This window comes from Ensifer sp. ENS07 (genome assembly GCF_014852185.1).
Lineage (GTDB): Bacteria > Pseudomonadota > Alphaproteobacteria > Rhizobiales > Rhizobiaceae > Ensifer > Ensifer adhaerens.
On record NZ_JACVBE010000002.1, the window covers coordinates 724154 to 748161 of the forward strand.

23 protein-coding genes are annotated in these 24008 nt (G+C 63.7%); 11 read left to right on the forward strand and 12 right to left on the reverse strand.

Features of this window, described 5'->3' with window-relative positions; translation table 11 throughout:
• Window positions 1-189 precede the first annotated feature (189 nt).
• Entirely contained in the window at window positions 190-1011 is an 822-nt protein-coding gene (locus tag IB277_RS10725) for a cyclase family protein (RefSeq protein WP_034792573.1), read from the forward strand.
• Window positions 1012-1162: 151 nt separating this feature from the next.
• Here IB277_RS10725 and IB277_RS10730 read toward each other — a convergent pair whose 3' ends face one another.
• Window positions 1163-1477: an EthD family reductase gene (locus IB277_RS10730; protein ID WP_034792570.1), complete on the reverse strand. Its 315-nt coding sequence runs from the start codon at window positions 1475-1477 to the stop codon at window positions 1163-1165.
• A gap of 345 nt (window positions 1478-1822) precedes the next feature.
• Between IB277_RS10730 and IB277_RS10735 the strand changes: the two genes are divergently transcribed.
• The 4 genes from IB277_RS10735 to IB277_RS10750 all read left to right on the forward strand — a co-directional run bounded on the left by IB277_RS10735 (window position 1823) and on the right by IB277_RS10750 (window position 7004).
• A complete protein-coding gene (locus IB277_RS10735; protein ID WP_090294305.1) occupies window positions 1823-2467 on the forward strand; it encodes a hypothetical protein in 645 nt (214 codons plus the stop codon).
• 124 nt (window positions 2468-2591) lie between these two features.
• Window positions 2592-2999, forward strand: a complete 408-nt coding sequence (locus tag IB277_RS10740; protein WP_034792561.1) for a carboxymuconolactone decarboxylase family protein — start codon at window positions 2592-2594, stop codon at window positions 2997-2999.
• A gap of 133 nt (window positions 3000-3132) precedes the next feature.
• Complete coding sequence (locus IB277_RS10745; protein ID WP_034792560.1) at window positions 3133-5598, forward strand: ATP-dependent helicase; 2466 nt, start codon at window positions 3133-3135, stop codon at window positions 5596-5598.
• 155 nt (window positions 5599-5753) lie between these two features.
• Window positions 5754-7004 carry an adenylate/guanylate cyclase domain-containing protein gene (locus IB277_RS10750; RefSeq protein WP_090294306.1) on the forward strand — a complete coding sequence of 417 codons (1251 nt, stop codon included), beginning with the start codon at window positions 5754-5756 and terminating at the stop codon, window positions 7002-7004.
• A 19-nt stretch (window positions 7005-7023) separates the two neighbouring features.
• On the opposite strand, the gene IB277_RS10755 is transcribed toward IB277_RS10750, so the two are convergent.
• The 3 genes from IB277_RS10755 to IB277_RS10765 all read right to left on the reverse strand — a co-directional run bounded on the left by IB277_RS10755 (window position 7024) and on the right by IB277_RS10765 (window position 9005).
• On the reverse strand, window positions 7024-7485 hold the full coding sequence (locus IB277_RS10755; RefSeq protein WP_192370990.1) for a GNAT family N-acetyltransferase: 462 nt from the start codon (window positions 7483-7485) through the stop codon (window positions 7024-7026).
• A gap of 43 nt (window positions 7486-7528) precedes the next feature.
• Window positions 7529-8164, reverse strand: coding sequence for a cysteine hydrolase family protein (locus IB277_RS10760; RefSeq protein ID WP_089043453.1), 636 nt, complete (start codon window positions 8162-8164; stop codon window positions 7529-7531).
• A 169-nt stretch (window positions 8165-8333) separates the two neighbouring features.
• Window positions 8334-9005 carry a phosphoribosyltransferase gene (locus IB277_RS10765; protein ID WP_090294307.1) on the reverse strand — a complete coding sequence of 224 codons (672 nt, stop codon included), beginning with the start codon at window positions 9003-9005 and terminating at the stop codon, window positions 8334-8336.
• Between the two features lie 333 nt (window positions 9006-9338).
• Between IB277_RS10765 and IB277_RS10770 the strand changes: the two genes are divergently transcribed.
• On the forward strand, window positions 9339-10583 hold the full coding sequence (locus tag IB277_RS10770; RefSeq protein WP_162731973.1) for a diguanylate cyclase: 1245 nt from the start codon (window positions 9339-9341) through the stop codon (window positions 10581-10583).
• A gap of 153 nt (window positions 10584-10736) precedes the next feature.
• The gene (locus IB277_RS10775) at window positions 10737-11231 is read left to right on the forward strand and encodes a CreA family protein (RefSeq protein ID WP_034792543.1); all 495 of its coding nucleotides are present in this window, start codon (window positions 10737-10739) and stop codon (window positions 11229-11231) included.
• A 243-nt stretch (window positions 11232-11474) separates the two neighbouring features.
• Here IB277_RS10775 and IB277_RS10780 read toward each other — a convergent pair whose 3' ends face one another.
• The 3 genes from IB277_RS10780 to IB277_RS10790 form a co-directional block, all read right to left on the reverse strand.
• Window positions 11475-11783 carry a hypothetical protein gene (locus IB277_RS10780; protein ID WP_034792540.1) on the reverse strand — a complete coding sequence of 103 codons (309 nt, stop codon included), beginning with the start codon at window positions 11781-11783 and terminating at the stop codon, window positions 11475-11477.
• Between the two features lie 260 nt (window positions 11784-12043).
• The gene (locus IB277_RS10785) at window positions 12044-12508 is read right to left on the reverse strand and encodes a chemotaxis protein CheW (protein ID WP_034792537.1); all 465 of its coding nucleotides are present in this window, start codon (window positions 12506-12508) and stop codon (window positions 12044-12046) included.
• Window positions 12509-12510: 2 nt separating this feature from the next.
• On the reverse strand, window positions 12511-14610 hold the full coding sequence (locus tag IB277_RS10790) for a methyl-accepting chemotaxis protein (protein ID WP_246812724.1): 2100 nt from the start codon (window positions 14608-14610) through the stop codon (window positions 12511-12513).
• 370 nt (window positions 14611-14980) lie between these two features.
• On the opposite strand from IB277_RS10790, the gene IB277_RS10795 reads away from it, so the two are divergent.
• The 3 genes from IB277_RS10795 to IB277_RS10805 all read left to right on the forward strand — a co-directional run bounded on the left by IB277_RS10795 (window position 14981) and on the right by IB277_RS10805 (window position 17114).
• A complete protein-coding gene (locus IB277_RS10795) occupies window positions 14981-15139 on the forward strand; it encodes a hypothetical protein (protein WP_034792531.1) in 159 nt (52 codons plus the stop codon).
• A gap of 338 nt (window positions 15140-15477) precedes the next feature.
• Window positions 15478-16077 carry an SCO family protein gene (locus tag IB277_RS10800; RefSeq protein WP_110818678.1) on the forward strand — a complete coding sequence of 200 codons (600 nt, stop codon included), beginning with the start codon at window positions 15478-15480 and terminating at the stop codon, window positions 16075-16077.
• Between the two features lie 161 nt (window positions 16078-16238).
• On the forward strand, window positions 16239-17114 hold the full coding sequence (locus IB277_RS10805; RefSeq protein ID WP_034792526.1) for a 50S ribosomal protein L11 methyltransferase: 876 nt from the start codon (window positions 16239-16241) through the stop codon (window positions 17112-17114).
• A 71-nt stretch (window positions 17115-17185) separates the two neighbouring features.
• Here IB277_RS10805 and IB277_RS10810 read toward each other — a convergent pair whose 3' ends face one another.
• Window positions 17186-18943 carry an adenylate/guanylate cyclase domain-containing protein gene (locus IB277_RS10810; protein ID WP_110818679.1) on the reverse strand — a complete coding sequence of 586 codons (1758 nt, stop codon included), beginning with the start codon at window positions 18941-18943 and terminating at the stop codon, window positions 17186-17188.
• A 620-nt stretch (window positions 18944-19563) separates the two neighbouring features.
• On the opposite strand from IB277_RS10810, the gene IB277_RS10815 reads away from it, so the two are divergent.
• Window positions 19564-21399, forward strand: coding sequence for an aminopeptidase P family protein (locus IB277_RS10815; RefSeq protein WP_110818680.1), 1836 nt, complete (start codon window positions 19564-19566; stop codon window positions 21397-21399).
• Between the two features lie 120 nt (window positions 21400-21519).
• Here IB277_RS10815 and IB277_RS10820 read toward each other — a convergent pair whose 3' ends face one another.
• From IB277_RS10820 to panB, 4 genes are all read right to left on the reverse strand, one after another.
• Window positions 21520-21759, reverse strand: a complete 240-nt coding sequence (locus tag IB277_RS10820; protein WP_034792522.1) for a hypothetical protein — start codon at window positions 21757-21759, stop codon at window positions 21520-21522.
• Between the two features lie 182 nt (window positions 21760-21941).
• Window positions 21942-22256, reverse strand: a complete 315-nt coding sequence (locus IB277_RS10825) for an AzlD family protein (RefSeq protein ID WP_034792520.1) — start codon at window positions 22254-22256, stop codon at window positions 21942-21944.
• A 2-nt stretch (window positions 22257-22258) separates the two neighbouring features.
• A complete protein-coding gene (locus IB277_RS10830) occupies window positions 22259-22975 on the reverse strand; it encodes an AzlC family ABC transporter permease (RefSeq protein WP_034792518.1) in 717 nt (238 codons plus the stop codon).
• A gap of 210 nt (window positions 22976-23185) precedes the next feature.
• Window positions 23186-24007 carry a 3-methyl-2-oxobutanoate hydroxymethyltransferase gene (gene panB / locus IB277_RS10835; protein ID WP_034792516.1) on the reverse strand — a complete coding sequence of 274 codons (822 nt, stop codon included), beginning with the start codon at window positions 24005-24007 and terminating at the stop codon, window positions 23186-23188.
• Window position 24008: the final 1 nt, after the last annotated feature.

Genomic DNA, 24008 nt, shown 5'->3' on the forward strand with positions numbered 1-24008 from the left:
TAATAAAAGCGAATTTGTTGGCGGGATGATGACGCACGGGGGCTTCGCTCGACGCCTCGCAGCTTTGTCCAGAAATTCACTAGAGAATTACCGTTTACAGCCGCCGACACTGCGCTATCCTGCAACCGCCGGCAGCGTGTTTCGGCCGGCTTTGCGCCTGTCTTCAGGCCTCTTGGGGGAGAGAAGTCGATGTGCGATGCCTGTGTCATGGAAACGGTGAAAGAGCGCATGCTCTCGCGCCGCAGCTTCTTCAAAGCCGCCGCGGTCGGAACCGCGGGTCTTGCCGCCGCAAGCGTGGGCGCGGCCCCGCCGGCGCTGGCGCAGGGGCATTCAAGCGTCACCGACCTGACCCACGAGTTGCACGAAGATTTCCCGACCTTCTTCGGCCAGCAGCAGTTCTTCCGCGAGGAGAAGTTCAACTACGCCAAAGACAAGTTCAACATGTTCGAGCTCCGGGTGAACGAACACACCGGCACCCATGTCGACGCGCCCCTGCACTTCTCCGCCGATGGCCTCTCGGTCGCCGAACTGCCCGTCGACAAGCTGGTGGTGCCGCTGGTGATTGTCGATATCAGAAAGAAGGCTGAGGCCGATGCCGATGCGCAGGTGACGCCCGACGACCTCAAGGCCTGGGTCGCCGCCAATGGCGAGATCCCGGAAAACGCCTGCGTCGCCATGCTGTCGGGCTGGGGCGCGCATCTGGGCACGGACAAGTTCCGCAATGCCGATGGCGGCGGCAAGCTGCATTTCCCCGGCTTCCACGTCGAGGCGGCCAAATATCTGATCGAGGAAAGCAAGGCGGCTGGTATCGCCGTCGATACGCTGTCGCTCGACCATGGCCCCTCGCCCGATTTCGCCACGCATTATGCCTGGCTGCCGGAGGGTCGCTGGGGGCTGGAGGCAGCAGCCAATCTCGACAAGCTGCCGGTCAAGGGCGCAACCCTCATCCTCGGCGCACCGAAGCACCGCGGCGGCACCGGCGGCCCGGCCCGCGTCTTCGCGCTGGCCTAGGCCCCCGGCCTATAGAGCACAACCAGGTTTTGGCTGAAGCGAGCCTGACGAGAGCAAGGTCGTTTACGCTTCGACGGCAACCACATGTTCCCGATCGTCGACCAGTTCCGCACTGGCTGCGTCACCATGGATCATGGTGCGCCAAAGCACCCTACCCTCCAACGACTTCGCTGATCTGCACGATGGGCGCGATGTCCGTATAGTTGGCGACATCCGCGGCAATCTCGGCGCGGTGGGGACCTAACGCCTCCTGGAATGTCTCGAGGCTCGGCGAGTAGACGTGGCACGCCGCGACGAACCCCGGCGCGCTTCCAGGCTCGCGACCCGCAAGGCCCTTATCGATCTCGTAGCGCAGGCAGGCATCGCCGAGCCGTTCCTGGATCAGTGGCATGTGGCGGGTGCGGTAGTAGTCGTGATCGAACTTCGAGCCGCCATCGGCCGGATAGTAGACGCTCATCTTGATCATGGTCGGGCTCCTGCCTGAACGCCGCTCCGAGCGTTCGAGGCTTCTTCTAGGTCACCGACCTATAGAGCACAACCAGGTTTTGGCTGAAGCGAGTTTGACGAGAGCAAGGTCGTTTTCGCTGTGCTTGTCGAAGCCGGTGACGACGGCACGGAAGTGCCTGAGTGCTGACGAAGCGTTCGACGAGGTTGCGATAGCGACAGAGGAAGGTGCTGAAGGACGCGCATCGTTTGTGGACGGCAACGATGCCGCGGGGTTGATCGAGCGCGGCAAAGGAAGGCGCTTGTTTGCGGGCAAAAGTCTTCGGGAGTATCTTGGGCAGCGGTACGGACAATGGCGGGGGTCGTCATGGGGCCGCATGCATTTTGCCTGACATTTGCGCTCGTCTCCATGGGCCTGCTTCTTGCGGGGTGTCAGACCGTGACTGTCCAGGCGGACGACAAGACCGGCCCGACCACGAAACTCGAGATCACCGGCATCCTGGATGACCATGGCAATCCCGACCCGGTCTTCAACGACAGCAGCTGCTGCAACCGCCGCCGAAGTGTTCCCGACCTGGCGCCGCTCACCATCGCGGCTTCGGCCGAAGACCCCGAGAGCGGTGTGCGCGACATTGCCGTCTGGATCTGGGCCATCAAGCGGTGCCGCTACGACGACAGCACGGCAGATTTTCAGATCACGCAATCGACCGTGGCCGCTGCAGGCACGGCTTCGGGCACATACCCACCCGGCAGTTCCGCGCCGCTCAGCCGCAGCTCGACGGCAACCGTTCGCATGGCCGACACGCCCTATGGCGCCTGCAACCCCAAGACCGTCACTGACGCCAGTGGCCAGACGCGCGTGGTTGCCGCGCAGCCGACGGGCTTTTGCGGCCGCAGGGTCTTCATCGTCACGCAGAACGGCAACGCCTATCAGGGCTCGAGCAAGGGCGTGCTGTTTACGACCGGACCCTTCGGCTCGAACAATCAGCCCTGCAACGAAATCCCCAACTGAACGCATCGGCGACGGCTTCCCCAAAACGCAGCGCTGGCAATCGCCGCGACGTCGGCTATCGTCACCGCTTCAGGCGACCGGCCGGCCCGCACACAACCGCCGAGAACAACAGCGAAGGAGCCCCATGAGCACCGTATCCCCGCCTCAGAACCCGGAAGCCGATCCGCGTGTCAAAGCCGTGTTCGACGACATTCGCACCACCCGCAAATCCGACTTCATCAACAATATGTGGCTGTGGCTCGCCTTCGATCCGGAGCTCCTGGAACAGACCTGGCGCGACGTGAAGGCGGTGATGGCAACGCCCTCGGCGCTCGATCCGCTGGTCAAGGAGATGCTCTATATCGCCGTCTCCGTCACCAATGGCTGCGGCTACTGCGCCCATTCCCATACGGCGGCGGCAAGGGCGAAAGGCATGACCGACGCCGAGCATGCGGACCTGCTCAGGGTGATCTCGCTTGCCGCACGCACCAACCAGTTGGCGACGGCGCTGCAGGTGCCTGTGGATACCGCCTTCGACAAGACAAAAGAATAGACCGCGCGACCAAGAATAAGCGGTCTCGAAATCGCCTGTCTTTCCACAGGCTTGGTGCGGCTGGCGCAGAAAACGGAATAAAAGAAGAACATCCTTTCTGGCCTTTCCCCACCGAATCACTACATTGAGCCGCATGATGAGTGGTTTCGACGATATTCCCTTCTTCGACGAGGAGCCGGCGCCGCGCAAGCAGCAGCCCGCCCCCGCAGGTATTCCGGCAACGGGCGGCATCGCCGCGCGCGCCATGGCGGCGCGCGATCGCGCCCAGCCGCGCCCGGACTATCTCTCCGGCCTCAACCCGGAACAGTCCGAAGCGGTCGAGACGCTCGATGGCCCCGTGCTCGTGCTTGCCGGCGCCGGCACCGGCAAGACCCGGGTGCTGACGACCCGCATCGCCCATATCCTTTCGACCAACCGCGCCTTTCCCTCGCAGATCCTGGCGGTGACCTTCACCAACAAGGCGGCACGCGAGATGAAGGAGCGCATCGGCGTGCTCGTCGGCCATGCGGTCGAAGGCATGCCCTGGCTCGGCACCTTCCACTCGATCGGCGTCAAGCTGCTGCGCCGCCACGCCGAGCTCGTCGGCCTGCGTTCCGATTTCACCATTCTCGACACAGATGACGTGGTGCGGCTGATCAAGCAGCTCATCCAGGCCGAAGGCATCGACGACAAGCGCTGGCCGGCCAAGCAGTTTGCCGGCATGATCGACGGCTGGAAGAACAAGGGCCTCGATCCCGCCCAGATCCCCGAGGGAGACGCCCGCGCCTTTGCCAACGGCAAGGGCCGCGAACTCTATGCTGCCTACCAGAACCGGCTCTTGACGCTGAACGCCTGCGACTTCGGCGATCTTCTTTTGCACCCGATCCGCATCTTCCGCATGCATGCGGATGTGCTGAAGGACTATCACGACAAGTTCCGCTACATTCTCGTCGACGAGTACCAGGACACCAACACGGCGCAGTACATGTGGCTGCGGCTGCTTGCCCAGCGCCCCAAGGGCGTACCGCAGAACGTCTGCTGCGTGGGCGACGACGACCAGTCGATCTATGGCTGGCGCGGCGCGGAAGTGGACAATATCCTGCGCTTCGAAAAGGATTTCCCGGGCGCCAAGGTGATCAAGCTTGAGCGCAACTACCGCTCGACCGAGCACATTCTGGGCGCTGCCGGTCACCTGATCGCCCACAACGAGGGCCGCCTCGGCAAGACGCTCTTTACCGACCGCACCGATCCGGATGATGAGAAGGTGCAGGTGCACGCCGCCTGGGATTCCGAAGAGGAAGCCCGCGCCGTCGGCGAAGAGATCGAGCAGTTGCAGCGCAAGAGCCACAAGCTCAACGACATGGCGATCCTTGTGCGCGCCTCGTTCCAGATGCGCGAATTCGAAGACCGCTTCGTCACGCTCGGCCTCAACTACCGCGTCATCGGCGGCCCGCGCTTCTACGAGCGCCTCGAAATCCGCGATGCCATGGCCTATTTCCGCCTCGTCTGCCAGCCGGCCGACGATCTGGCCTTCGAGCGCATCGTCAACACGCCGAAGCGCGGTCTTGGCGACACCACCGTGCGCACGCTGCACGACTATGCCCGCGCCCGCGACATCCCGATGCTGGCGGCGGCCTCCGAGATCATCGAGACCGACGAGCTGAAGCCGAAGGCGCGCAAGGCACTGTTCGACGTCGTCACCGATTTCCGCCGCTGGCAGAGCCTGCTTGAAACGACCGTGCACACCGAGCTTGCCGAGCAGATCCTCGACGAGAGCGGCTATACGGCCATGTGGCAGAACGACAAGACGGCGGAAGCCCCCGGACGGCTGGAAAACCTGAAGGAACTCATCCGCTCGATGGAAGCCTTCGAGAGCCTGCGCGGCTTCCTCGAACACGTCGCTCTGGTCATGGATGCCGAGCAGAACGAGAACCTCGATGCCGTCTCGATCATGACGCTGCACTCGGCCAAGGGCCTGGAGTTCGATACCGTCTTCCTGCCCGGCTGGGAGGAAGGCCTGTTCCCGCACCAGCGCGCGCTTGATGAGGGCGGCCGCTCCGGCCTTGAGGAAGAACGGCGCCTCGCCTATGTCGGCATCACCCGCGCCAAGCATCGCTGCCACATCTGGTTCGTCTCCAACCGCCGCATCCACGGCCTCTGGCAGTCGACCATGCCGTCACGCTTCCTCGAGGAGCTGCCGCTCGCCCATGTGGACGTGGCCGAGAATGAACAATCCTATGGCGGCTATGGTCGTGGCGGCTACGGCCAGTCGCGCTTCGACAAGGCTGATCCCTTCCAGAACAACTACTCCACGCCCGGCTGGAAGCGCGCCCAGCAGCACCGCTCCGACGCCACCCGCGACAACTGGGGCACCCGCTCCGGCCATGCGGTCGAGCGCATCGGCTACGGCGAAAGCGGCCCGCGCGGCCGCACGATCGACGGCGAGCTGGTGGCGAAATCGACGGCCACCGAACCCTCGCGTTTCTCGGTCGGCGACCGCGTCTTCCACATGAAGTTCGGCAACGGCAACATCGCCGCCATCGAAGGCAACAAGCTCACCATCGACTTCGACCGCGCCGGCCAGAAGCGGGTGCTGGATGGATTTGTGGAGAAGGCGTGAGGAGGTCGAAGCCCTCCTCACGTGCACTCCCTATGGACTGCACAACCATCGATCTCATGGCGCCAACCGGCGAAGTGCAATAATATTGCGGGCACAATTCTCGCGTTTGAACGAAACCATGTACCGATCTCCCTCGACGCAAAGTGGGTGGAGACATGTCCTGGACGAGCGCTGTTCGCAGCCTGCTGGAGCTGGGCGCCGCAAATGTTGCGGAGGGTGACCGTGAAGGCATCCTCGTCGCGAATGTCGCGGCCTGTGTGATCGTCGTCACCACCACGAGCTTTGCGCTCATCTACGCACTCTATGGCGAGCCGAGCCTCATCCCCCTCGTCTATGCCAATCTCGCGCTAGCCGTCGCGGCAGCCATGACTCCGCTTTTTCATCGCTTCGGCCGCGTCGCGTCAGGGCTTTGGGAATTCGGTATCTGTGTGGTGGTCCTCGTCTGGATCGCCTCCTATGTCGGCCGGGACTCCGGCGTCCTGCTGACGCTGCTCGGCGTGACGCCGGTCGCCTTCGCGATCCTCGGGTTTCAAAACATCGCACTGGTGACGGTCCTCAGCGCCATGGCTGCAATCACGGTCATCGCCGCATCCATCGCGTTTCCTCAGGCGCGGGCGGGTGTCTATGACGACACCCGTTTCCTGCAACTCCTCCATTCGTCGTCGATCATCACCCTCACGCTCATGTGCTTCGCAACGATCTACTATGCCTTCCAGATGGCGAGAGAGGCGCAGGGGCGGCTCGCCCGCCTGATGACGTCGATCATGCCGGACGAGATCGTGGCGCGCCTGCTGAGGAACGAGCGTGAAACGATCATCGACGAATTCGAGCATGCGACTGTTGTCCTGATCGACATCGTCCAGTTCGTGGCCCTGTCAAACAGCCTGGGGCCGGAACGGACGGTCAACCTGCTCAACGAGCTCTTCAGCGAGTTCGATCGCCTGGCCGCAGCAACCGGTGTCGAAAAGATCAAGACCGTCGGCGATGCCTATCTTGCGGTGGCGGGCGTGCCCGCCCGGCACCCCACGCCCGAGAAGGCGGCGGCAGTGTTCGGCTTCGGCGCCATCGCCGCGGCCCGCGAGATCGGCGAACGCCATGGCGTCGTCCTCAAGCTGCGCGCTGGCATGGCCTCGGGATCGGTAACGGCTGGCGTGCTTGGGCGAGCGAAATACGCCTATGATATCTGGGGTGCACCCGTGAACCTTGCCGCGCGCCTGGAAGCGATCGGCAAGCCCGGCTGCATCACCACCACCGCAGAAATCAGGCAGCGACTAGGCGAGTCTTTCCTGTTCATTTGCTCTGGCCGCGAGGACATCAAGGGCTTCGGCCCGACCGAGATCTGGACCACGCGGATGCCGGATCCCGATGCATGTGTCCCTGGCATCCGCGCGCACACGGCGACGTAAGCAGCCGCAGGGAGAGCCCTCAGACCGCCTTGCGATAAACGAGAAACCCCGACTTCTCCGCCACCTTGTCGTAAAGTGTCATCGCCGTCTCGTTGGTCTCGTGCGTCATCCAGTAGACGCGTGGCGCGCCGACGGCACGTGCCGCATCATAGACGCCCTCAATCAGCGCTCGTCCGACGCCCTTGCCGCGGGCTTCCGCATTGGTGAAGAGGTCCTGCAGGTAGCAGTTCGGCTGGATCATCGTCGTGCTGCGGTGGAAGAGGTAGTGCGTAAGCCCGATCAGCCGCCCTTCGCTCTCCGCCACCAGCGCATGCACCGGCTCGTAGGCGTCGAAAAAGCGCGACCAGGTCATGGCGGTGATCGCCGGGTCCAGCGCGGTTTCGCCGGAGCGGCCGTAGAAGGCGTTGTAGCCGTCCCAGAGCGGCAGCCATTGTTCGTAGTCGGTCCGGGCTATCGGGCGGATGTGAAGCTTGTCGGTCATTTGTCGGTCCTGTGATCGATTGGATGGAGCGGCACTGCGGCCCCTAGTGTTTGGTCATCGCGGCGGTGATTGCCTGAACGTCGGTCATGATCGCATCGCCCATGAAGGCGATGTTTTCCATCGCGCGCTCGCCGGCCTCGTGGTGGCCTGCCCCGCAGGCGTCGCGCACGACGACGGGCACCAGGCCGAGATCGGTCGCATGGCGCACGGTCGGGTCGATGCCGATTTCCGTGGCGATGCCGCAGATGGCGAAGGAAGTAAGCCCGAGGTCGCGCAGGATCATGGCGAGCGGCGTGCCCTCGAAGGCGGAAAACGTGATCTTGTCGAGGATCGCCTCGTCGTCACGGGGCGCAAGTTCTGGCACCAGCTCGAAGCCCGGCGTGCCGCGCAGAAACCAGGGGTGCACCGCATCCGGATCGTCTGTCCGCTGCCAGGCCATCGCCTGGCGTAGCTGGAAGGCGCCCATCAGCGGCCTCGGCATCGACAGATGCCGGAGAAAGATCACCGGAAACCCGCCGGCCCGCGCAGCGTCCAGCACCTTCAGCACCTTGGAAAGCACCGCCGGGCCGTTCTTGACCTGATTGGTAATCCCCACCTGCATGTCGTAGACGATGAGCGCCATCCGCTCCGGCCGGCAGAAATCCTCAAGCGTCTTTCCGATTTCCAGTTTCGCGGCCATGACATCTCCTCCGGGCGCCTCCTCCGGCGCCCTCTCCCGGCAACATCGCGCGCCGGGAATGTGGCGCGGGAGAAGGAGGCTTGCAAGACGGTTTCGGCCGCCTCGCGCAACTATTCGGATGCCTGGCGGAAATCGCGGCAACCGGAGCCCGGCTTGCCCGGAACATGGATCAATTGCGCTCGTTGCGCAGCCGCGCCTTCTCCATCAGCGCCAGCACCTCTTCGTCTGCCGTCTGCTCGAAATTGCGGTAGTACAGGCCGACGGCACGGAAGGCGAAGGGCGTGGCGAGGCAGACGATGCGATCGACCTGGCTGCGCAGTTCGGTAAGTTCGCTTTTCGGCGCCACCGGAACAGCAAGCACGAGGCGCCCCGCCCCCATTCGCCGCAGCGCCTTGATCGCCGCCCGCACGGTGCCGCCGGTGGCGATACCGTCGTCGACGAGGATTACATCACGGGCTCGGGGCGACGCCGGCGCGCGGTCGCCGAAATAGAGCGTGCGGCGGCGCAGGATCTCGGCGCGCTGGCGCTCCGTTTCGGCCTCCAGATAGCCTTTCGGCGGACGGACCAGCCGGATCGCCCGACGGTTGAGCACCAGTTCCGGCTCCTCGCCATCGACCAGAGCGCCCAGACCGAATTCCTCATGCCCAGGCGCGCCGATCTTGCGCACGATCAGGATTTCCAGCGGCGCCGCAATATGGACGGCGATTTCATAGGCGACCGGAACGCCTCCGCGCGGCAGCGCCATGACGAGCGGATCGTCAAGACCCTTGTCTTCGACCGCGCGCGCCAGCTGGCGCCCGGCATCCGCCCTGTCCTCGAAGAGCCACGTTGCCGTGAACATGTCGCCTCTCCCGGTTCGTCCTGCTGCGTGAGTATCGGGCCCTGAAAACAAGGCGCGCGCATGCCTGGCCGGAGGCTCGGATCGCGCCGCCCGAAGGGCCTCACCCCGGGGCTGCGGGCGGTACCGTTCATGCACGCCTCTTCGCCTGCCGGCGTGCCGCCCCACGGTTGATCGGGCGCCGCTGTGAACAACCGTGCCAATCCCGACCAATCGCTAAAATTGCAACGGATTTCGCCGGGTTTCGTTAAGGCGCCATCGCTACCAATTGGCGTCACATATCTGGCTGAGACGCAAGCCGCCTTTGTTGATTTTAGCACGACAGGCCGTTTCGAAATGAGCTTTCTCCCTGCCATATCGATCATCGCTCTTCTGGCGATGCTCCCGGTGCTGATTTCCCTGCGCGCCTCCATGGTCGAGGGGGGCACGGATTTCGCAGCCGCCTGCGCCGTCGCAGCGGCGGCAACGCTGTTTCTGATGCTATCCGAGATCCCGGCGCTGCGGCCGTTGTCGCTGATCGGCATCGTCTTTCTCATTGGCGCCTGTCTTTTCGTGCTCTCGGGCTTTCACCGGGCGCTCGGTGTCCTCCGGCCGATGTCGACGCCGCTGGTCGCTGCCGCCTCGATTTCGGCCGTGGTGGTGCTGATTGCCGCCTTCGGCCCGCACAGCGCGACATTGCACGCACTGTCGGCCGTCGGCATCGCCGCCGCCTTCGTGCTGATCATCGCCGTCTGTTCGCAGCACCGTCGCGCAGCGCCCGGGCCGATCGAGCGCCTCTGCGTCATCGGCTGCGCCGCCATCGGCTGTTCCGCCCTGATTGCGGTCACGATTTTCTCGCCGATCGCCCACGGGACCGCCGAAACCCCGCTTGCGTCAGCCAGCTGGGACTTCGCCTGCGTCGTGCTTAGATATTTCTACCTGCCTGTGCTGTTCCTTGGCGTGATCCTGATGATCCAGAACCGAGTGATCACGGACCTCAAGAGCGCCATTGCCCGCGACGAGCTGACGGGCGCCCTGTCGCGCCGCGCGCTGCTCGACCTCGGACAGCGGGCGCTGGCAGTGGGTTTTGCGCGCCAGAGACCCGTCACCTTCCTGCTGCTCGATCTCGATTATTTCAAGCAGATCAACGACCGCTACGGCCATGCGGTCGGCGACACGGCGCTCGGCCACTTCGCCGGCACGGTCGCCGCCTGTCTCGGCGGGCGCGGCACACTCGGGCGCATCGGCGGCGAAGAGTTCGGCATCGTCCTGCCCAATCACTCGGAAGATGCCGCCTTTGCGGTGGCCGAGGAGATCGGCCGCACGGTGCGCGATACGCCGATCGGCCGCTTCGACCGCCCGATCCGGCTGACAGTGAGCATTGGCCTTGCCGAGGCCGAGCCCGGCGATACGATCAGCGACATCATGATCCGCGCCGACATGGCGCTCTACGACGCCAAAGCCGACGGCCGCGACCGCTGCACCATCGCCGGCCGCTTCCAGCCCGAGGCCAGCGCACGGGCTCTTGCCGCCGCCGCCGCGCAAATGCGCGCTGCCGACCACCGAAACCTCGAGCCGCAGCTTCTTCGCGGTACCGGTTGAGCCGGCACGCCTTGTAAAGCCAATTCCCGAACCTATGTGAACCTGGCTGCCCGAGCGCATGCCTTCCCGGGGATTGCCTCGGCAAAAACATGCGTCAATTCAAAATGCTACGGCGACCTTGCGTGAGACGTCAGGCGCTGCAGGAGGACATCCATGTCGCGTTCGCTTCGTGCGCTCTTTTTTGCCGGCCTTGCCATAGCCGCCACAGCCCTGCCCGCTCGCGCCGAAACAGTCGGCGAAGTCGGGGTCGACTGGCTCGGCAACGACATCATGATCGATGCCGTGAGCGACCCGAAGATCAAGGGTGTGACCTGCCACGTGACCTATTTCGACCGCAGCGTCATCGACCGGCTGAAGAACGGCAACTGGTTCGAGGATCCGTCGAACAATTCGATCGCCTGCCGGCAGACCGGCCCGATCGAAATCGGCGACATCGATCTTTCCAAGGAAGGCGAGGAAGTGTTTCGCGCCGGCTTGTCGCTCGTCTGGAAGAACCTGCTCGTCACACGGATCTACGACAGAAGGAACGATACGCTGATCTATCTGGCGCATTCGCGCGAATTGACGGATGGCTCTGCCAAGATGTCGATCACCACCATTCCGCTCTACGGCCAGACGGTCAATTGGCAGAACGGCAAGCCGCAGTAGGAGCGGTCCCTGCCGCCGGCATCGGCGTGCAAGGCGATCGGTCAAAGGTTGAAAGCGCCCGCCGCTTTGCGGGCGCTTCCGAAACCTCTTCGGTGCGAAACAGGGAGAAGTCTGGGAGCAACCCGTTCCGCTTTTGTAAGCACCTGACGTTCCGTGCGTTCACACGAACCTACGTGAACTCCCTGCGCATTCATGCCAAATCGAATTTCCGCTTTCAACGTTTCCACTTCAACGCGGGATGATCTAGTAGGCCGTCGGCGGAACGATGCCCTGGTAGTAGTCGCCATCACCGCCCTGGTATCCGCCATAGGGGTTGCGATCACGGTAGACCGGCGTCGGCGCCGGCGCCGACATTCTGTTGATGCTGCCCGTCGACATCGTGTCAACCGAAGCGCTCGGCCGCTTCATTGGCGTCATCATCTTGTGTGTGTTCTGCGTTCCGGGAGGATTGTTGACGTCGATGCCCTGGTAATAGCTGTCGGCCAAGGCCGGTCCGGCGATGACCATCGTAACGGAGAGCACGGCGGCGAGTTTCCTGAGAGAGATTGTCATAGGTTCAACTCCTGTTGACGGGACCAGGCACCCGGCCTCCGTTCGGGCACCCGGCAACACCGGTAAAGTAGTACAAGTAACCCGCCCAGCCACTTGACGTTTTGTCACAATGGCATCGCCCAAGCGTGAAGTTCATTGCCGAAGTTTAACTTGACCGTATCGTTCCAGTACGTGCGGAAACGGTCTGAAAACACGCCGAAACGCAAGAAAGCCCCGGCGCCGATGCACCGGGGCTTTCTCAGATAAGGAACAAGCTTGCGTCAGGCGGCCTGGGCCAACTCGTCGGCAATGACGGTATCGAGGTTGAGGAAGCAGACCATGGTCTTTTCCAAAGCGACGATGCCGCGGCAGAAGGCGCGCTGCGCTTCCGGGATGATCTCCGGCGCCGGCTGCAGCGCCTCGCTCTTGATCGTCATCATGTCCGAGACCTGCTCGACCAAGAGGCCAACGAGCTTGCCGGCGATGTCGGTGACGATGATCGCCGAGCGCTCGGACGGCTCGGTCATCTTCATGCCGAGGCGGGCCGCCATGTCGATGACCGGGATCACCGCGCCGCGCAGGTTGATGAGGCCGAGCACGTAGGGCGGCGTATGCGGCATCGGCGTTACCGGCGCCCAGCCGCGGATTTCGCGGATCGCCATGATATCGATGCAAAATTCCTGGTCGCCGAGGTGGAACGACACGATTTCGAGATAGGCGCCGGACTGCTTGATTGCGTTGCTCATGTTCAGAATTCTTCCCAGTTTTCACCGGAGGCCGTCGTCGACGGCACCGAGCCCGGTTTGTTGCCGAATGCGCCCGCAAGCTTGCCCATCAGGGCCTTGGCGGGAGATGGAGTTGGAAACGAGGCCATTTTGGCAGCGCCGATCTTGCGCAGCGGCACCGCTTCGCTGGTGCCCTTGGCTGCCGGCCGCTGAACGGCTGAAACCGCAGGTGTTTTCGTCTGCACCGGCGCAGCGGTCCTCGCCGCGGGCGTCACAGGCGCCGGCGCCGCCGTCGGCATGGCGCGCTGCATCGTGTGCCCTTCGCGGAACTGGCCGACGAGGTCCGTCAGGCGTTCGGCGTCCTGCGCCAGCGTGTGGCTGGAGGCATTGGTCTGTTCGACCATGGCGGCGTTCTGCTGCGTCATCTGGTCGAGTTGGCCGACGGCCGTGCTGATCTCGTTGAGACCCGTCGACTGTTCGCGCGCCGCCATCACGATCGCGGTCATCAGTTCGTTGATGCGCGCGACATCGGTGCCGATCCGCCCGAGCGCCTCGCCGGTCGCCTGCACCAGCTTGACACCGGTGCCGACCTCGCTGCCGGAGCGGCTGACGAGCGCCTTGATGTCCTTGGCGGCACCGGCGGCGCGCTGCGCCAGCTCGCGCACTTCCTGCGCCACGACCGCAAAGCCCTTGCCGGCTTCGCCCGCGCGCGCCGCCTCGACGCCGGCATTGAGCGCCAGAAGGTTGGTCTGGAAGGCGATCTCGTCGATGACGTTGATGATCTTGCCGATTTCGTTCGAGGCACCCTCGATGCGGGCCATGGCGGCGATCGCCTGGCCGACGATGCGGCCGGACTCCTCGGCATTGGTGCGGGTCTGGTCGACCATCTGGCTCGCCTCTTCGGCGCGCTGGGTCGCGGTGCGGACCGTCACGGTGATTTCGTCGAGGGCTGCCGAGGTCTGCTCCAGCGAAGCGGCTTGCCGCTCGGTGCGGCGCGCCAGGTCGTCGGCCGCCGTGCGCATCTGCCGCCCGTTGGATTCGATCGAAAGCGCATTGTCCTTGACGCTCGAAAGCACCACGCGCAGCCGCTCGACCGTCTGGTTGAAGTTCTGCCGGAGCTGGTCAAGATTGCCGTCGAACGGTCGGTCGATGGCAACGGCAAGGTCACCCTCGGCAAGCTGGGTCAGCGCGCGGCCGAGATTGTCGATCGCCGCCTGGATGCGGCGCACCGCCTCCTCGCGCTCCTGCTGCTGCTGTTCGCGTTCCTTCTCGATCTCGCGGCGGCTGTGGGCAGCACTCTGTTCGAGAGACTGCTTTTCGATTGCCGACAGGCGGAAGAGGTCGACGGAGCGCGCCATGGCGCCGATTTCGTCGCCGTGGTCGAGCGCTTCCAGCTTGGTCGAAAGTTCGCCCTTCTGGATCCGCTGCATGCCATCGCGCAGGGAGAGAATGCCGCGCCTGAGCGTGCTGCCATGGAACCAGAGCAGATAAAGCAGCGTCGCCATGGCGATGAGGCCGGAGGCGAGCTGAAGCTGGAACGCCTCGTCGGAGGTGGCGCGCGCCTCGGCAACGCGCGTCTGAACCAGCGTCGTTGCCGCTTCGGAAAGGCCGGCGAGCGCCGTGGCGACCCGTTCGCCGGCACCGTCGATCGCGTCGTCGATCTTGCCGAAGTCGTCAGCCGAAGCCTTGCCTTCGATCAGTGCCTTCAGGTCCGTTCCGATCGCCTGGCGCAGTTCCGCCACATCGGCGTCAAAGGTCGAAAGCGCATCGCTGCCGCCAATGAGGCCGGCAAGCGCCTTGATATCGGTCGATTTCGTCTCAAGCAGTTTCAGGATCTCGGCGATGCTGGCGGCGCGCGCCGGCTGGATCGCGCCCTCCTCGCGGTCGATGATGCTGTCCATCGCATTGAGCACGAGATTGGTGGTCGCAAGCCGGACCTCGTCGACCGTGGTCAGCCCGTTCTGCGCGGCGAGCGCGCCCTGCAGGGCATCGTTCGCCTGCCGGCCCTCGTACCAGGCGACTCCGAGCACGGAGCCAAAACCGACGAAAGCGGCACCGGCAAGCGTTGCCAGCCGCTGGCTTACGGAAAGATTGCGCTTCAATGGGGAAGATGCGGCGGTCATAGACATTCCATGCTCACGGACCCGGCGCGGGCCGGATCCTCCGTTAGGATCGATGCGGAAAACCGGGCTCGATCAAACCGGATGACCTCATGTCATGTCGGAGCACAACGCTCCCCCGCGCTGAAAAAACACTGTCAAACAGACCTTAAACATTCGCTAAGGCGCCTCGCCGATCCCCAGGGAAAGCGCCTTATTTTCGAGATCGCGCATATTTACTGCAAGCGCCGGTTTTCCCGGCATTTGAGGGCACAATCCATCAGCTCGCCGGGTGCCGGTTTTGACACCGATCTCGTGACAGGCCCAGACAGACCCACGGTCCGCCGGCAGCGCGCCCGCTTCCCCTTGCCGCCCGAACTGTTATGATGACGCCATGAACACGAAGACCGAGCGCTCGATCCGCCTTCCTCTCGTCGCAACCCTTGCGGCCGCGATCGCCGTCGTGCTGCTGCTTGCCTTCCGCGGCTGGATGGAAAACGGCGCCGAGATGTTCCTGGCACTCGCCCAGTCCGGCCTTTCCTGGTGTTTTTAGCGCGGACACGCTTCTAAGTTTTGCCCCTTACCCTTACCCTCTCCCTGCTTGCGGGAAGAAGGGACGAAAGCGAGCGAAACGTCGCCGTGCGGTTCTTCTGCGGTGGGTGTTGGCGCACTGAGGCTCATTGTCGGAGCGGGAGGTGGCCGTGCGGTCCCTTCTCCCCGTCACGACGAAGGTCGCGGCAGCGGGATGAGTGGCAGCCGCCCGACAAAATGCTCACCCCGCTGTCACAACCTGCGGCAATTGTCCCATTTGCGCGGGGTCCGTGAAGGCGGTATCAAGGGCCTATCAACCGGACACGGCCGTCTTCGGCCCCAACAAAATCGGTAGCACGCATGAAAACCATCCGCATCGTCCTCTGGGCCGCCGTCGTCGTCATGGCGGGCATCCTGGGCTGGCTGACCTATGAAATGACCCAGTCGAAAGAGCAGGCCGCCTCCGGCCCGTTCGGCGTGCCCTTCACGCTGGTTGCCCAGGACGGCAAGGAAATCACCGAGAAGGCCTTCAACGGCAAGCCGACCGCGCTCTTCTTCGGCTTTACCCATTGCCCCGAGGTCTGCCCGACGACACTGTTCGAACTGAACGGCTGGCTGGAAAAGGTCGACCCCGAAGGCAACAAGCTGCAAGCCTATTTCATCACCGTCGACCCTGAGCGCGACACGCCCGAAATCCTCGGCCAGTACGTCTCCAACGTCTCCAAGCGCATCACCGGCATTTCCGGCCCGGCCGACAAGGTCATGGAGATGGTCAAGGGCTTCCGCGTCTACGCCAAGAAGGTTCCGGTCGACGCCGCAAAGCCCGACGGCGACTACACCATGGACCACACCGCATCGGTGTTCCTGCTCGACGCCAACGGCAAGTTCTCCGGCACCATCGCCTACGAGGAAAACCCGGAGACGGCGGTAAAGAAGCTGGAAAACCTGACCAAGGGCTGAGCCCTTCGATCCTGACCTGAAGATGCAAGCGCCGGCCCCGTCCGGCGCTTTGCCTTTGTAGGGCAATCGTGATAGCGCACAGCACACGATTGCCGACGCTTGAGCGCACCCCTTTCAGGGCTTGGTGCGGGCGGCGGATTTGCCAGCCGAAGGACGGACCCTTGAGCGAGATCAGACTTTTCGTCACCACCACCGAGAAGCAGGCGGAAGCCGTGCTCGACCGCATGAGCGAGGTCTTCGGCGAAGAGGACTATGCCATCGGCACGACGGAAGTCGACGAGAAGCGCGACATCTGGGAAGCCTCGATCTACATGATGATGGTCGACGAGGAGAGCGTGGGCGAACGTCTCACCGAAGCGCTCTCCGAAAACTTCGCTCATCTCCCGATCGAGCGCGAAGTGCTGCCGGATATCGACTGGATCGCCAAGTCACTCGAGGGCCTGGCGCCGGTGCGCGCCGGCCGCTTCGTCGTGCACGGCTCGCATGACCGCGACAAGGTCAAGACCGGCGAAATCGCCATCGAGATCGACGCCGGCCAGGCCTTCGGCACCGGCCATCACGGCACCACCGCCGGCTGCCTCGAAGTGCTGGCGACCGTCGCGCGCACCCGCACGGTGCGCAACGTGCTCGATCTCGGCACCGGCAGCGGCGTGCTGGCGATCGCCGCCTGGAAACTGATGCACGTGCCGGTCCTTGCCACCGACATCGACCCGATCGCCACCCGCGTCGCCGAAGAAAACGCCCGGGTCAACGGCGTCGTTACCGGCATGACCTTTGCGACCGCCCCTGGCTTTCATTCGACGGCCTTCAGCACCAACGGCCCCTTCGATCTAATCATCGCCAACATCCTCGCCCGCCCCTTGATGAAGATGGCGCCGCAGCTCGTCGCCAACCTCGCCCCCGGCGGCTCGGTGATCCTCTCGGGCATCCTTGCCGAACAGCGCTGGAAAGTGCTCGCCCATTACAACGGCCAGCACCTGCGCCACGTGCGCACCATCTGGCGCAACGGCTGGGTGACGATTCATCTGGAGAAGTAAACCGCTCCACACGGAGGTGACACATCGACGGCAGACTTCAATGAGAAGCTGCCGACACCGAGGTGCGCGGCCTACCCCTTTGCCGGACCGGAGGACGGAGCGATAAGCGCTCCTGCTTTGCGGAAGCCACTCAGCCAAAGTTCCGCATCTTCAGGCAAGGCGCACATCTTCGCCGTGTTTCGAGCATAGACTTCCGTGTCAAACGCTTGCGGCATTGCGTGCATTATGGCTGCCGCCTCCTCGGCTCGGCCAAGCTGGGCCAGACACGCCGCCTGGTTCAGCCTGAAGAAGATCGGCGGATCGATAAGGCTTCCGTAGGCTGCCAGCGCCGCATCGAACCGGCGCACCAGATAGTGGCAATCGCCGAGACTGGAGAGGAACGCCGGCGGCAGGAGCGGCTCGAACTTGCAGCCCCGTTCGACAAGAGCCAACCCTTCTTCGTGTAGCCCCGCATAGGAAACGATCATGCCTCGGGCAACGAGACCGTTGATATCGCGCGGGCTCATCGAGATCGCGATGCCCGAGTAGCGCATGGCGTCGTCAACTCTCCCGACCAACAGCAAGCAGGCGGCAACGGTGGAAAGCACGAATGGATCGTTCTTGTCGGCAGCGATTGCTCGCGCTGCGAACTCCTGGCACTCGGCCTCAAGCTTGGCATCCGTCGCCGCGTTCGGCTCGCTGAACCGCCAATAGGCATAAAGCAGCGCCAGCGAGGCGAGTGCGGGCGCATAGGCCGGGTCGAGGACAATCGCCTGCTGCATGTGTTCGCGCGCACCCGGTTCGTCTCCATTGCGCCAGGCGGCCCCTGCCCGCAGCCACGATGTATAGGCAGAGATGTTCGTCTTGGCGCTCCTGGCACGAACGACACCCGCAACCTCTTGCAGATTGAAGAACAGCCGCGCGACGATCGCCTCCACGATTTCATCCTGAACCGCAAAGATGTCGGCCATTTCGCGATCGAACCGCTCGGCAAAGACGTGTGCACCGGTCTGTGCTTCGATCAATTGCACCGAGGCGCGCAGGCGCTGGCCGGCCAGCCGGACACTGCCTTCAAGCACGAAGTCTGCGCCAAGTTCTTGCCCCACGTTCGCCGCGTTTACCGATTGCCCCCTGTAACTCGAGGTGGTGTTTCTGGCGACGACAGAGAGATTTCGGAATCGACTCAACTCGGTGATCATGTCCTCGGTAATGCCGTCGGCGAAGTAGTCCTGGTCCGCATTACCCGACATGTTTGTGAGGGGAAGAACCGCGATGGTGGTAAATTCCTTGCCGCGGGAAGGCGGCACCCCCGCGAGCGGACGTGCCGTTTCCATCCCGAAGGTCCGGACGGGTGCCGCAATGTTCTTGAGCTGCACCAGTCCCAGATCCTTCATCACGACGGGGATTTTGCCTTGAATCTCATTGTGAACCTTTTCCGACATGCAGAGGCCACCGGGCTCGGCCAACGCCTCCAGCCGAGCGGCGATGTTGACGCCCTCGCCATAGATGTCGGAGCCCTCGCCGATCACATCGCCCATGTTGATGCCGATGCGGAGCAAGATCTGGCGAGATTCGGAAACGCCGGCATTCGCCTCCTTCATCTTTCGCTGGAGTTCAATGGCCGCCTCAGCGGCGTCCACCGCGCTGGCGAACTCAACCAGTACACCGTCACCCATCAATTTGACGATGCGTCCTCCGTGCGCCTTAACAACGGGATCGAGCACGTGGTTTCGTCGTTGCTTCAACGTTTCGTACGTTCCGGCCTCGTCGGCTTCCATCATGCGGGAGTAGCCGACCACGTCGGCAACGAGGATCGCAACCAAGCGACGGTGGATGGGCTTCTTGACCACGCTCCCAGCTCTCCTCCGGGTGATGCACCCCGTTCGGAAATCGAACGTCTCCCACAATATCGGATTATGACGTGCAGCTAAATCACCCCGCCGCACGCACGCGAATGCGGCGCGTCAGCCGCAAGGCAAAGTGGGAAAAACGAAAAGGCCGCCTCGTCCATCATGACGGGCGGCCTTTCGAAACTAAGGCGATGCCAGAGGCATCGCCTGCTGGTTGGCTTGTGGCCAACCATGCCCGCGAGCCTGAGGAGGAGGAGTGCTCGAGCGGGCGTCTACCGTTCCGAAGCTGACCACCCTTGAGGGAGGAGGAGAACAGAGTGACCAACTATTCTCGGAACCGCAGCTTTTTGAACCACCGGATGTTCGTCCGTGTTCGTTGAGGCGGCTTATAAACTATTATTCCGATAGAGAAAGAGTTTTCTGAGCATGGGTGCCATGCGCTGAGCGCATATGTATGGTAAATGAGCAATTGCCCTCCTATTAGGGTGCAACCGCAGCGTTGCGCGGACCGGGGATCAGGCCACCATGCAGGATATCGCCTCTTTCCCGGCAAGGGCGATTTCCGCTAACATAGCCCATCTTTTCCCGCGGTTTGCCGCTCAATCTACCGGAATTCCCTCATGTTTCAGTCATTTGAAGTCACCTCCACGCCGCAGTTCGGCAAGGAGCGCACCGAAGCCCTGCGCGCGTCCTTCGCAGCCCTCGGCATCGACGGCTTTCTCGTGCCGCGCGCGGACGAGTTCCAGGGCGAGTATGTGCCGGCCTCCTCCGAGCGCCTGTCCTGGCTCACCGGTTTTACCGGCTCGGCCGGCGTCGCCCTCATCACGCAGCGTGAAGCGGTCGTCTTCGTCGATGGCCGCTACGTCACGCAGTTGAAGGAGCAGGTCGACGGCTCCGTCTTTACCGGCGGCGACCTCATCGGCGAGCCGCCGCATCTCTGGTTGGAAAACCATGGAGCCAAGGGCTTCAAGCTCGGCATCGATCCCTGGGTCCACACCGGCGCCGAAGTGCGCCGGCTGGAAAAGGCGCTCGCTTCCCTCGGCGGTTCGCTCGTCTTCCTCGATCACAACCCGCTCGACAGGATCTGGACGAACCGTCCGGCTGCCCCGCTCGGGAAGGTGACGATCCAGCCGATCGAACATGCGGGCACGCTTGCCAAGGACAAGATCGCGACGATCGCAGCCGGCCTTTCCAAGACGGGCGCCGAAGCCGTCGTGCTGACCGACCCCTCGTCCGTCGCCTGGACATTCAACATACGCGGGTCCGACGTGCCGCACACGCCGCATCCGCTGGCCCGCGCCATCATCCACGCCGACGGCCGCGCCGAACTTTTCCTCGACAAGCGCAAGACCGGCATCGAGCAGGAGGCCTACCTCACCCAGATCGCCGACATCGTCGCACCGTCGACCTTCGACGACCGTCTGCGGGCTCTCGGCACCGCCGGCGCCTCCGTCATGATCGATCCCGATCTCGCCTCCTTCGCCATTTCCGAACTGATCCGCGCCAAGGGCGGCAAGGTCGTCGAAGCGGTCGATCCCGCCCGCCTGCCCCGCGCCCAGAAGAACACGGCCGAGATCGAAGGCTCGAGCCGCGCCCATCTGCAGGATGGTGCGGCCATGGTCGAGTTCCTCGCCTGGCTCGACAGCCAACAGCCCGGCACAGTCACCGAGATCGGTGCCACCAACCAGCTGGAAGCCGCCCGCGCCACCGTCGGCGAGCGCATGCAGAACCCGCTGAAGGACATCTCCTTCGACACGATATCCGGCGCCGGCGCGCACGCGGCGATCATGCACTACCGCGTCACCACGGCCACCGACCAGGCAATCGAAGCGGGCACCATGTTCCTGATCGATTCCGGCGCGCAGTATATCAACGGCACCACCGACATCACCCGCACGGTGGCCGTCGGCGCCGTGCCTGAAGAGCAGAAACGCTTCTTCACCCTGGTGCTGAAGGGCATGATTGCGATCAGCACGGCGCGCTTCCCCAAGGGCTCGCGCGGCGTGGATCTCGACCCCTTGGCGCGCATCGCGCTCTGGAAGGCGGGCGCCGACTATGCCCACGGCACCGGCCACGGCGTCGGCTCCTATCTCTCGGTGCATGAAGGCCCGCAGCGCATCGCCCGTCTTTCGACGCAGGAACTGCTGGCCGGCATGATCCTTTCCAACGAGCCCGGCTACTACCGCCCCGGCGCCTTCGGCATCCGCATCGAGAACCTCATCGTGGTGCAGCCGGCAACGATGGTTGATGGCGGCGACCTGCCGATGCTCGGCTTCGACACGATCACCTACTGCCCGATCGATCGCCGCCTGGTGCTGCCGGCGCTTCTGACCGACGAGGAACTCGCCTGGCTCAACGCCTATCACGCCGAGACGCGCGAAAAGCTGATGCCGCTGCTGGCGAGCGACGAGACGCGCGCCTGGCTGAAGGCCGCAACGGAAGCGCTGTCACGCTGAGTCATGCTCTCTGCTGGGCTCCTGCTGTCGCGGGAGCCCATAAAACGAGCCGTCGCGCAGCCGATAGCGTGCTGCGCCCTCACCCGCCAGACCTTGGCTCCGGACGTCCTGGTCTCTCGTTCAGATGCCCAGAAGCTTCTTCGCTTCGCCAAGCGTTGCCTCCGAGGCGGCGTGATCGCCAGCCTGGTGCTGTGCCTCACCCTTGGTGCGCAATTCCTTGACCTTGGCCATGTCGGCATCGGACAAGGAAGCGGTCTGCATGGCCGCATCGATCGCCTTCATCATGGTCGGGCATTGATTGGCAAAGGCCGTTGCCGGCGCGAGCGCCAGCAAAAGGGCAATAGAGATCCTGGTCAACATGGTCGCTCCTCCACTGCCGGGAGGCTTCATGCTGCGGTGACGTCGTACGCCACCTAACGAGAGGGGATATGTCCTGCCTCTCCGGCAACGGCAGAGATGATAGTCCAGGATGCGCGCGCCGCCAATCGAAACGGGCGCAACACGTCCGTCCACGGCTTCGCACACCACCGCGGACGGGCGTCCTACATCACCAGATGCCGGATCACCATGACCACCACCCAGCCGATGACGAGCATGCGCAGTGTTGAGAGATTCAGCCCAAGCGCGATGGCAAAGGCGACGAACATGGCGATCGTCACGTCGAGCCCGCCATAGACGAAGGCCGGCGCCACCAGCGTCGTCAGAACGGCTGCGGGAACGGCGTTGAGCGCCGCCTCCAGCCGGGGCGGGATCTCTTTCATCTGGGTGATCAGGATATAGCCGCCGACACGCGTCAGGAAGGTCGCAACGGCCGCCGCGATGATCAGGTAGATGAGGTTGAGGTGTTGCGGATCCATGTTCACGCCTCCTTCTCGACACCCGTCGGTGCCACTGCGCGCTCGCTTGGCGGCAGACAGGCGGCAAGAATGATGCCGGCTAGTGCTCCGATGCTGACATGCCATGGCGAGCCGACGAAATGCATGCCGGCGACGGATGCAAGCCCCGAGACGATGACGATCGGCAGGAACCGGTCACGCTTGCGGAAGCCCATGACGAGCCCCATGAAATAGACCGGCAGCAGGACATCAAGGCCGATCGCCTTGGGGTCACCGATCATCTGCCCGAAGATCGCGCCGACCAGCGTGTTGATGATCCACGGGATGTAGATCACGAGACCGAAGCCGAGATACCAGGCAAAGGTGATCGGCAAGCCGCGCTCGCCGCGCTTTTCGGTCTCGGCATATTGCGGATCGACCAGCAGGAAGAAGGCGAGGAACTTCTGCCCGAAGGTGAAGTGCCGGACATATTTGGCGATCGAGGCCGAATAGAGCACGTGGCGGAAGTTGACCGCAAAGACGGAGAGCACCACCAGCCAGGGCTGGACGTGATTGCCGAAGAGCTCGATGCCGACCATCTGGCTAGCGCCGGCATAGACGGTCGCGCTCATGAACACCGCATCGGCAATGGTGAAGCCATTGTCGACCGCAAGCGCCCCGAACAGCGCACCGAAGGGCGATGCTGCCAGCATGATGGGAAAGCCGCCGCGGACCCCTTCCCAGAATTCATCTTTTTTCATGGAAACCTCCGCCGGCCGAGGCGATGACGCGCCATGCGGCCGGTGCCGGACTGATAGGCGCTTGCGCCCCCGGCAACAATTCAAATGCGCTGATACAATGATTGAATTTTATGATGCCTCGGCGAACGAGGCTTGAACAAAAGGCGCACCGATCAGGAAAACGATGCGCTTTATCGCTTGGAATAAGCGCCGGCGCGGGCCAGCCGCCCCTTACTTCTTGACCTGGAACGTATGCTCGATGCCGGGGAACGTGCGCGCCTTCACCTCGTTCGCATACTCCTCGGCAGCCTTCGAGATCGCCGGCGCCAACTCGGCAAAATGCTTGACGAAGCGTGGCTTGAAGTCGTTGAAGAGGCCGAGCATGTCGTCGGAGACGAGGATCTGGCCGTCGCAGGCAGGCGACGCGCCGATGCCGATCGTCGGCGAGCGCAGCTCCGCGGTAATGTCGCGGGCCACCGGCTCGACCGTGCCCTCGATGACGATGCCAAACGCTCCGGCATCGTCGATCGCCTTGGCGTCGCGGCGGATCTTTGCCACTTCCTTGTCGTTGCGGCCGACCGAGCGATAACCGCCGGTCGTGTTGACGAGCTGCGGCATCAAGCCGACATGGCCGAGCACCGGAATGCCGCGGCTGACGAGAAACTCGACCGTCTCGGCCATCTCCGCCCCGCCCTCGAGTTTCACTGCGCTGCAGCCGGTTTCCTTGAGGATACGCGCCGCACTGCGGAACGCCTGCTCCTTCGATTCCTGGTAGGAGCCGAAGGGCATGTCGATGACGACGCAGGCCTGCTGCGAGCCGCGCATGACCGCCTGGCCATGGGCGATCATCATTTCCAGCGTCACGCCGACGGTCGTGTCGAGGCCATAGAGCACCATGCCGACGGAATCGCCGACCAGCAGAAAGTCCACATGCGGATCGAGCAGCCGCGCAATCGGCGTCGTATAGGCCGTGAGGCTGACGATCGGGCGCTCGCCCTTCAGCGCTTCGATGTTGGCGGGGCTGAGCCGGCGCTTGGCGGTCTGAACGCTCATG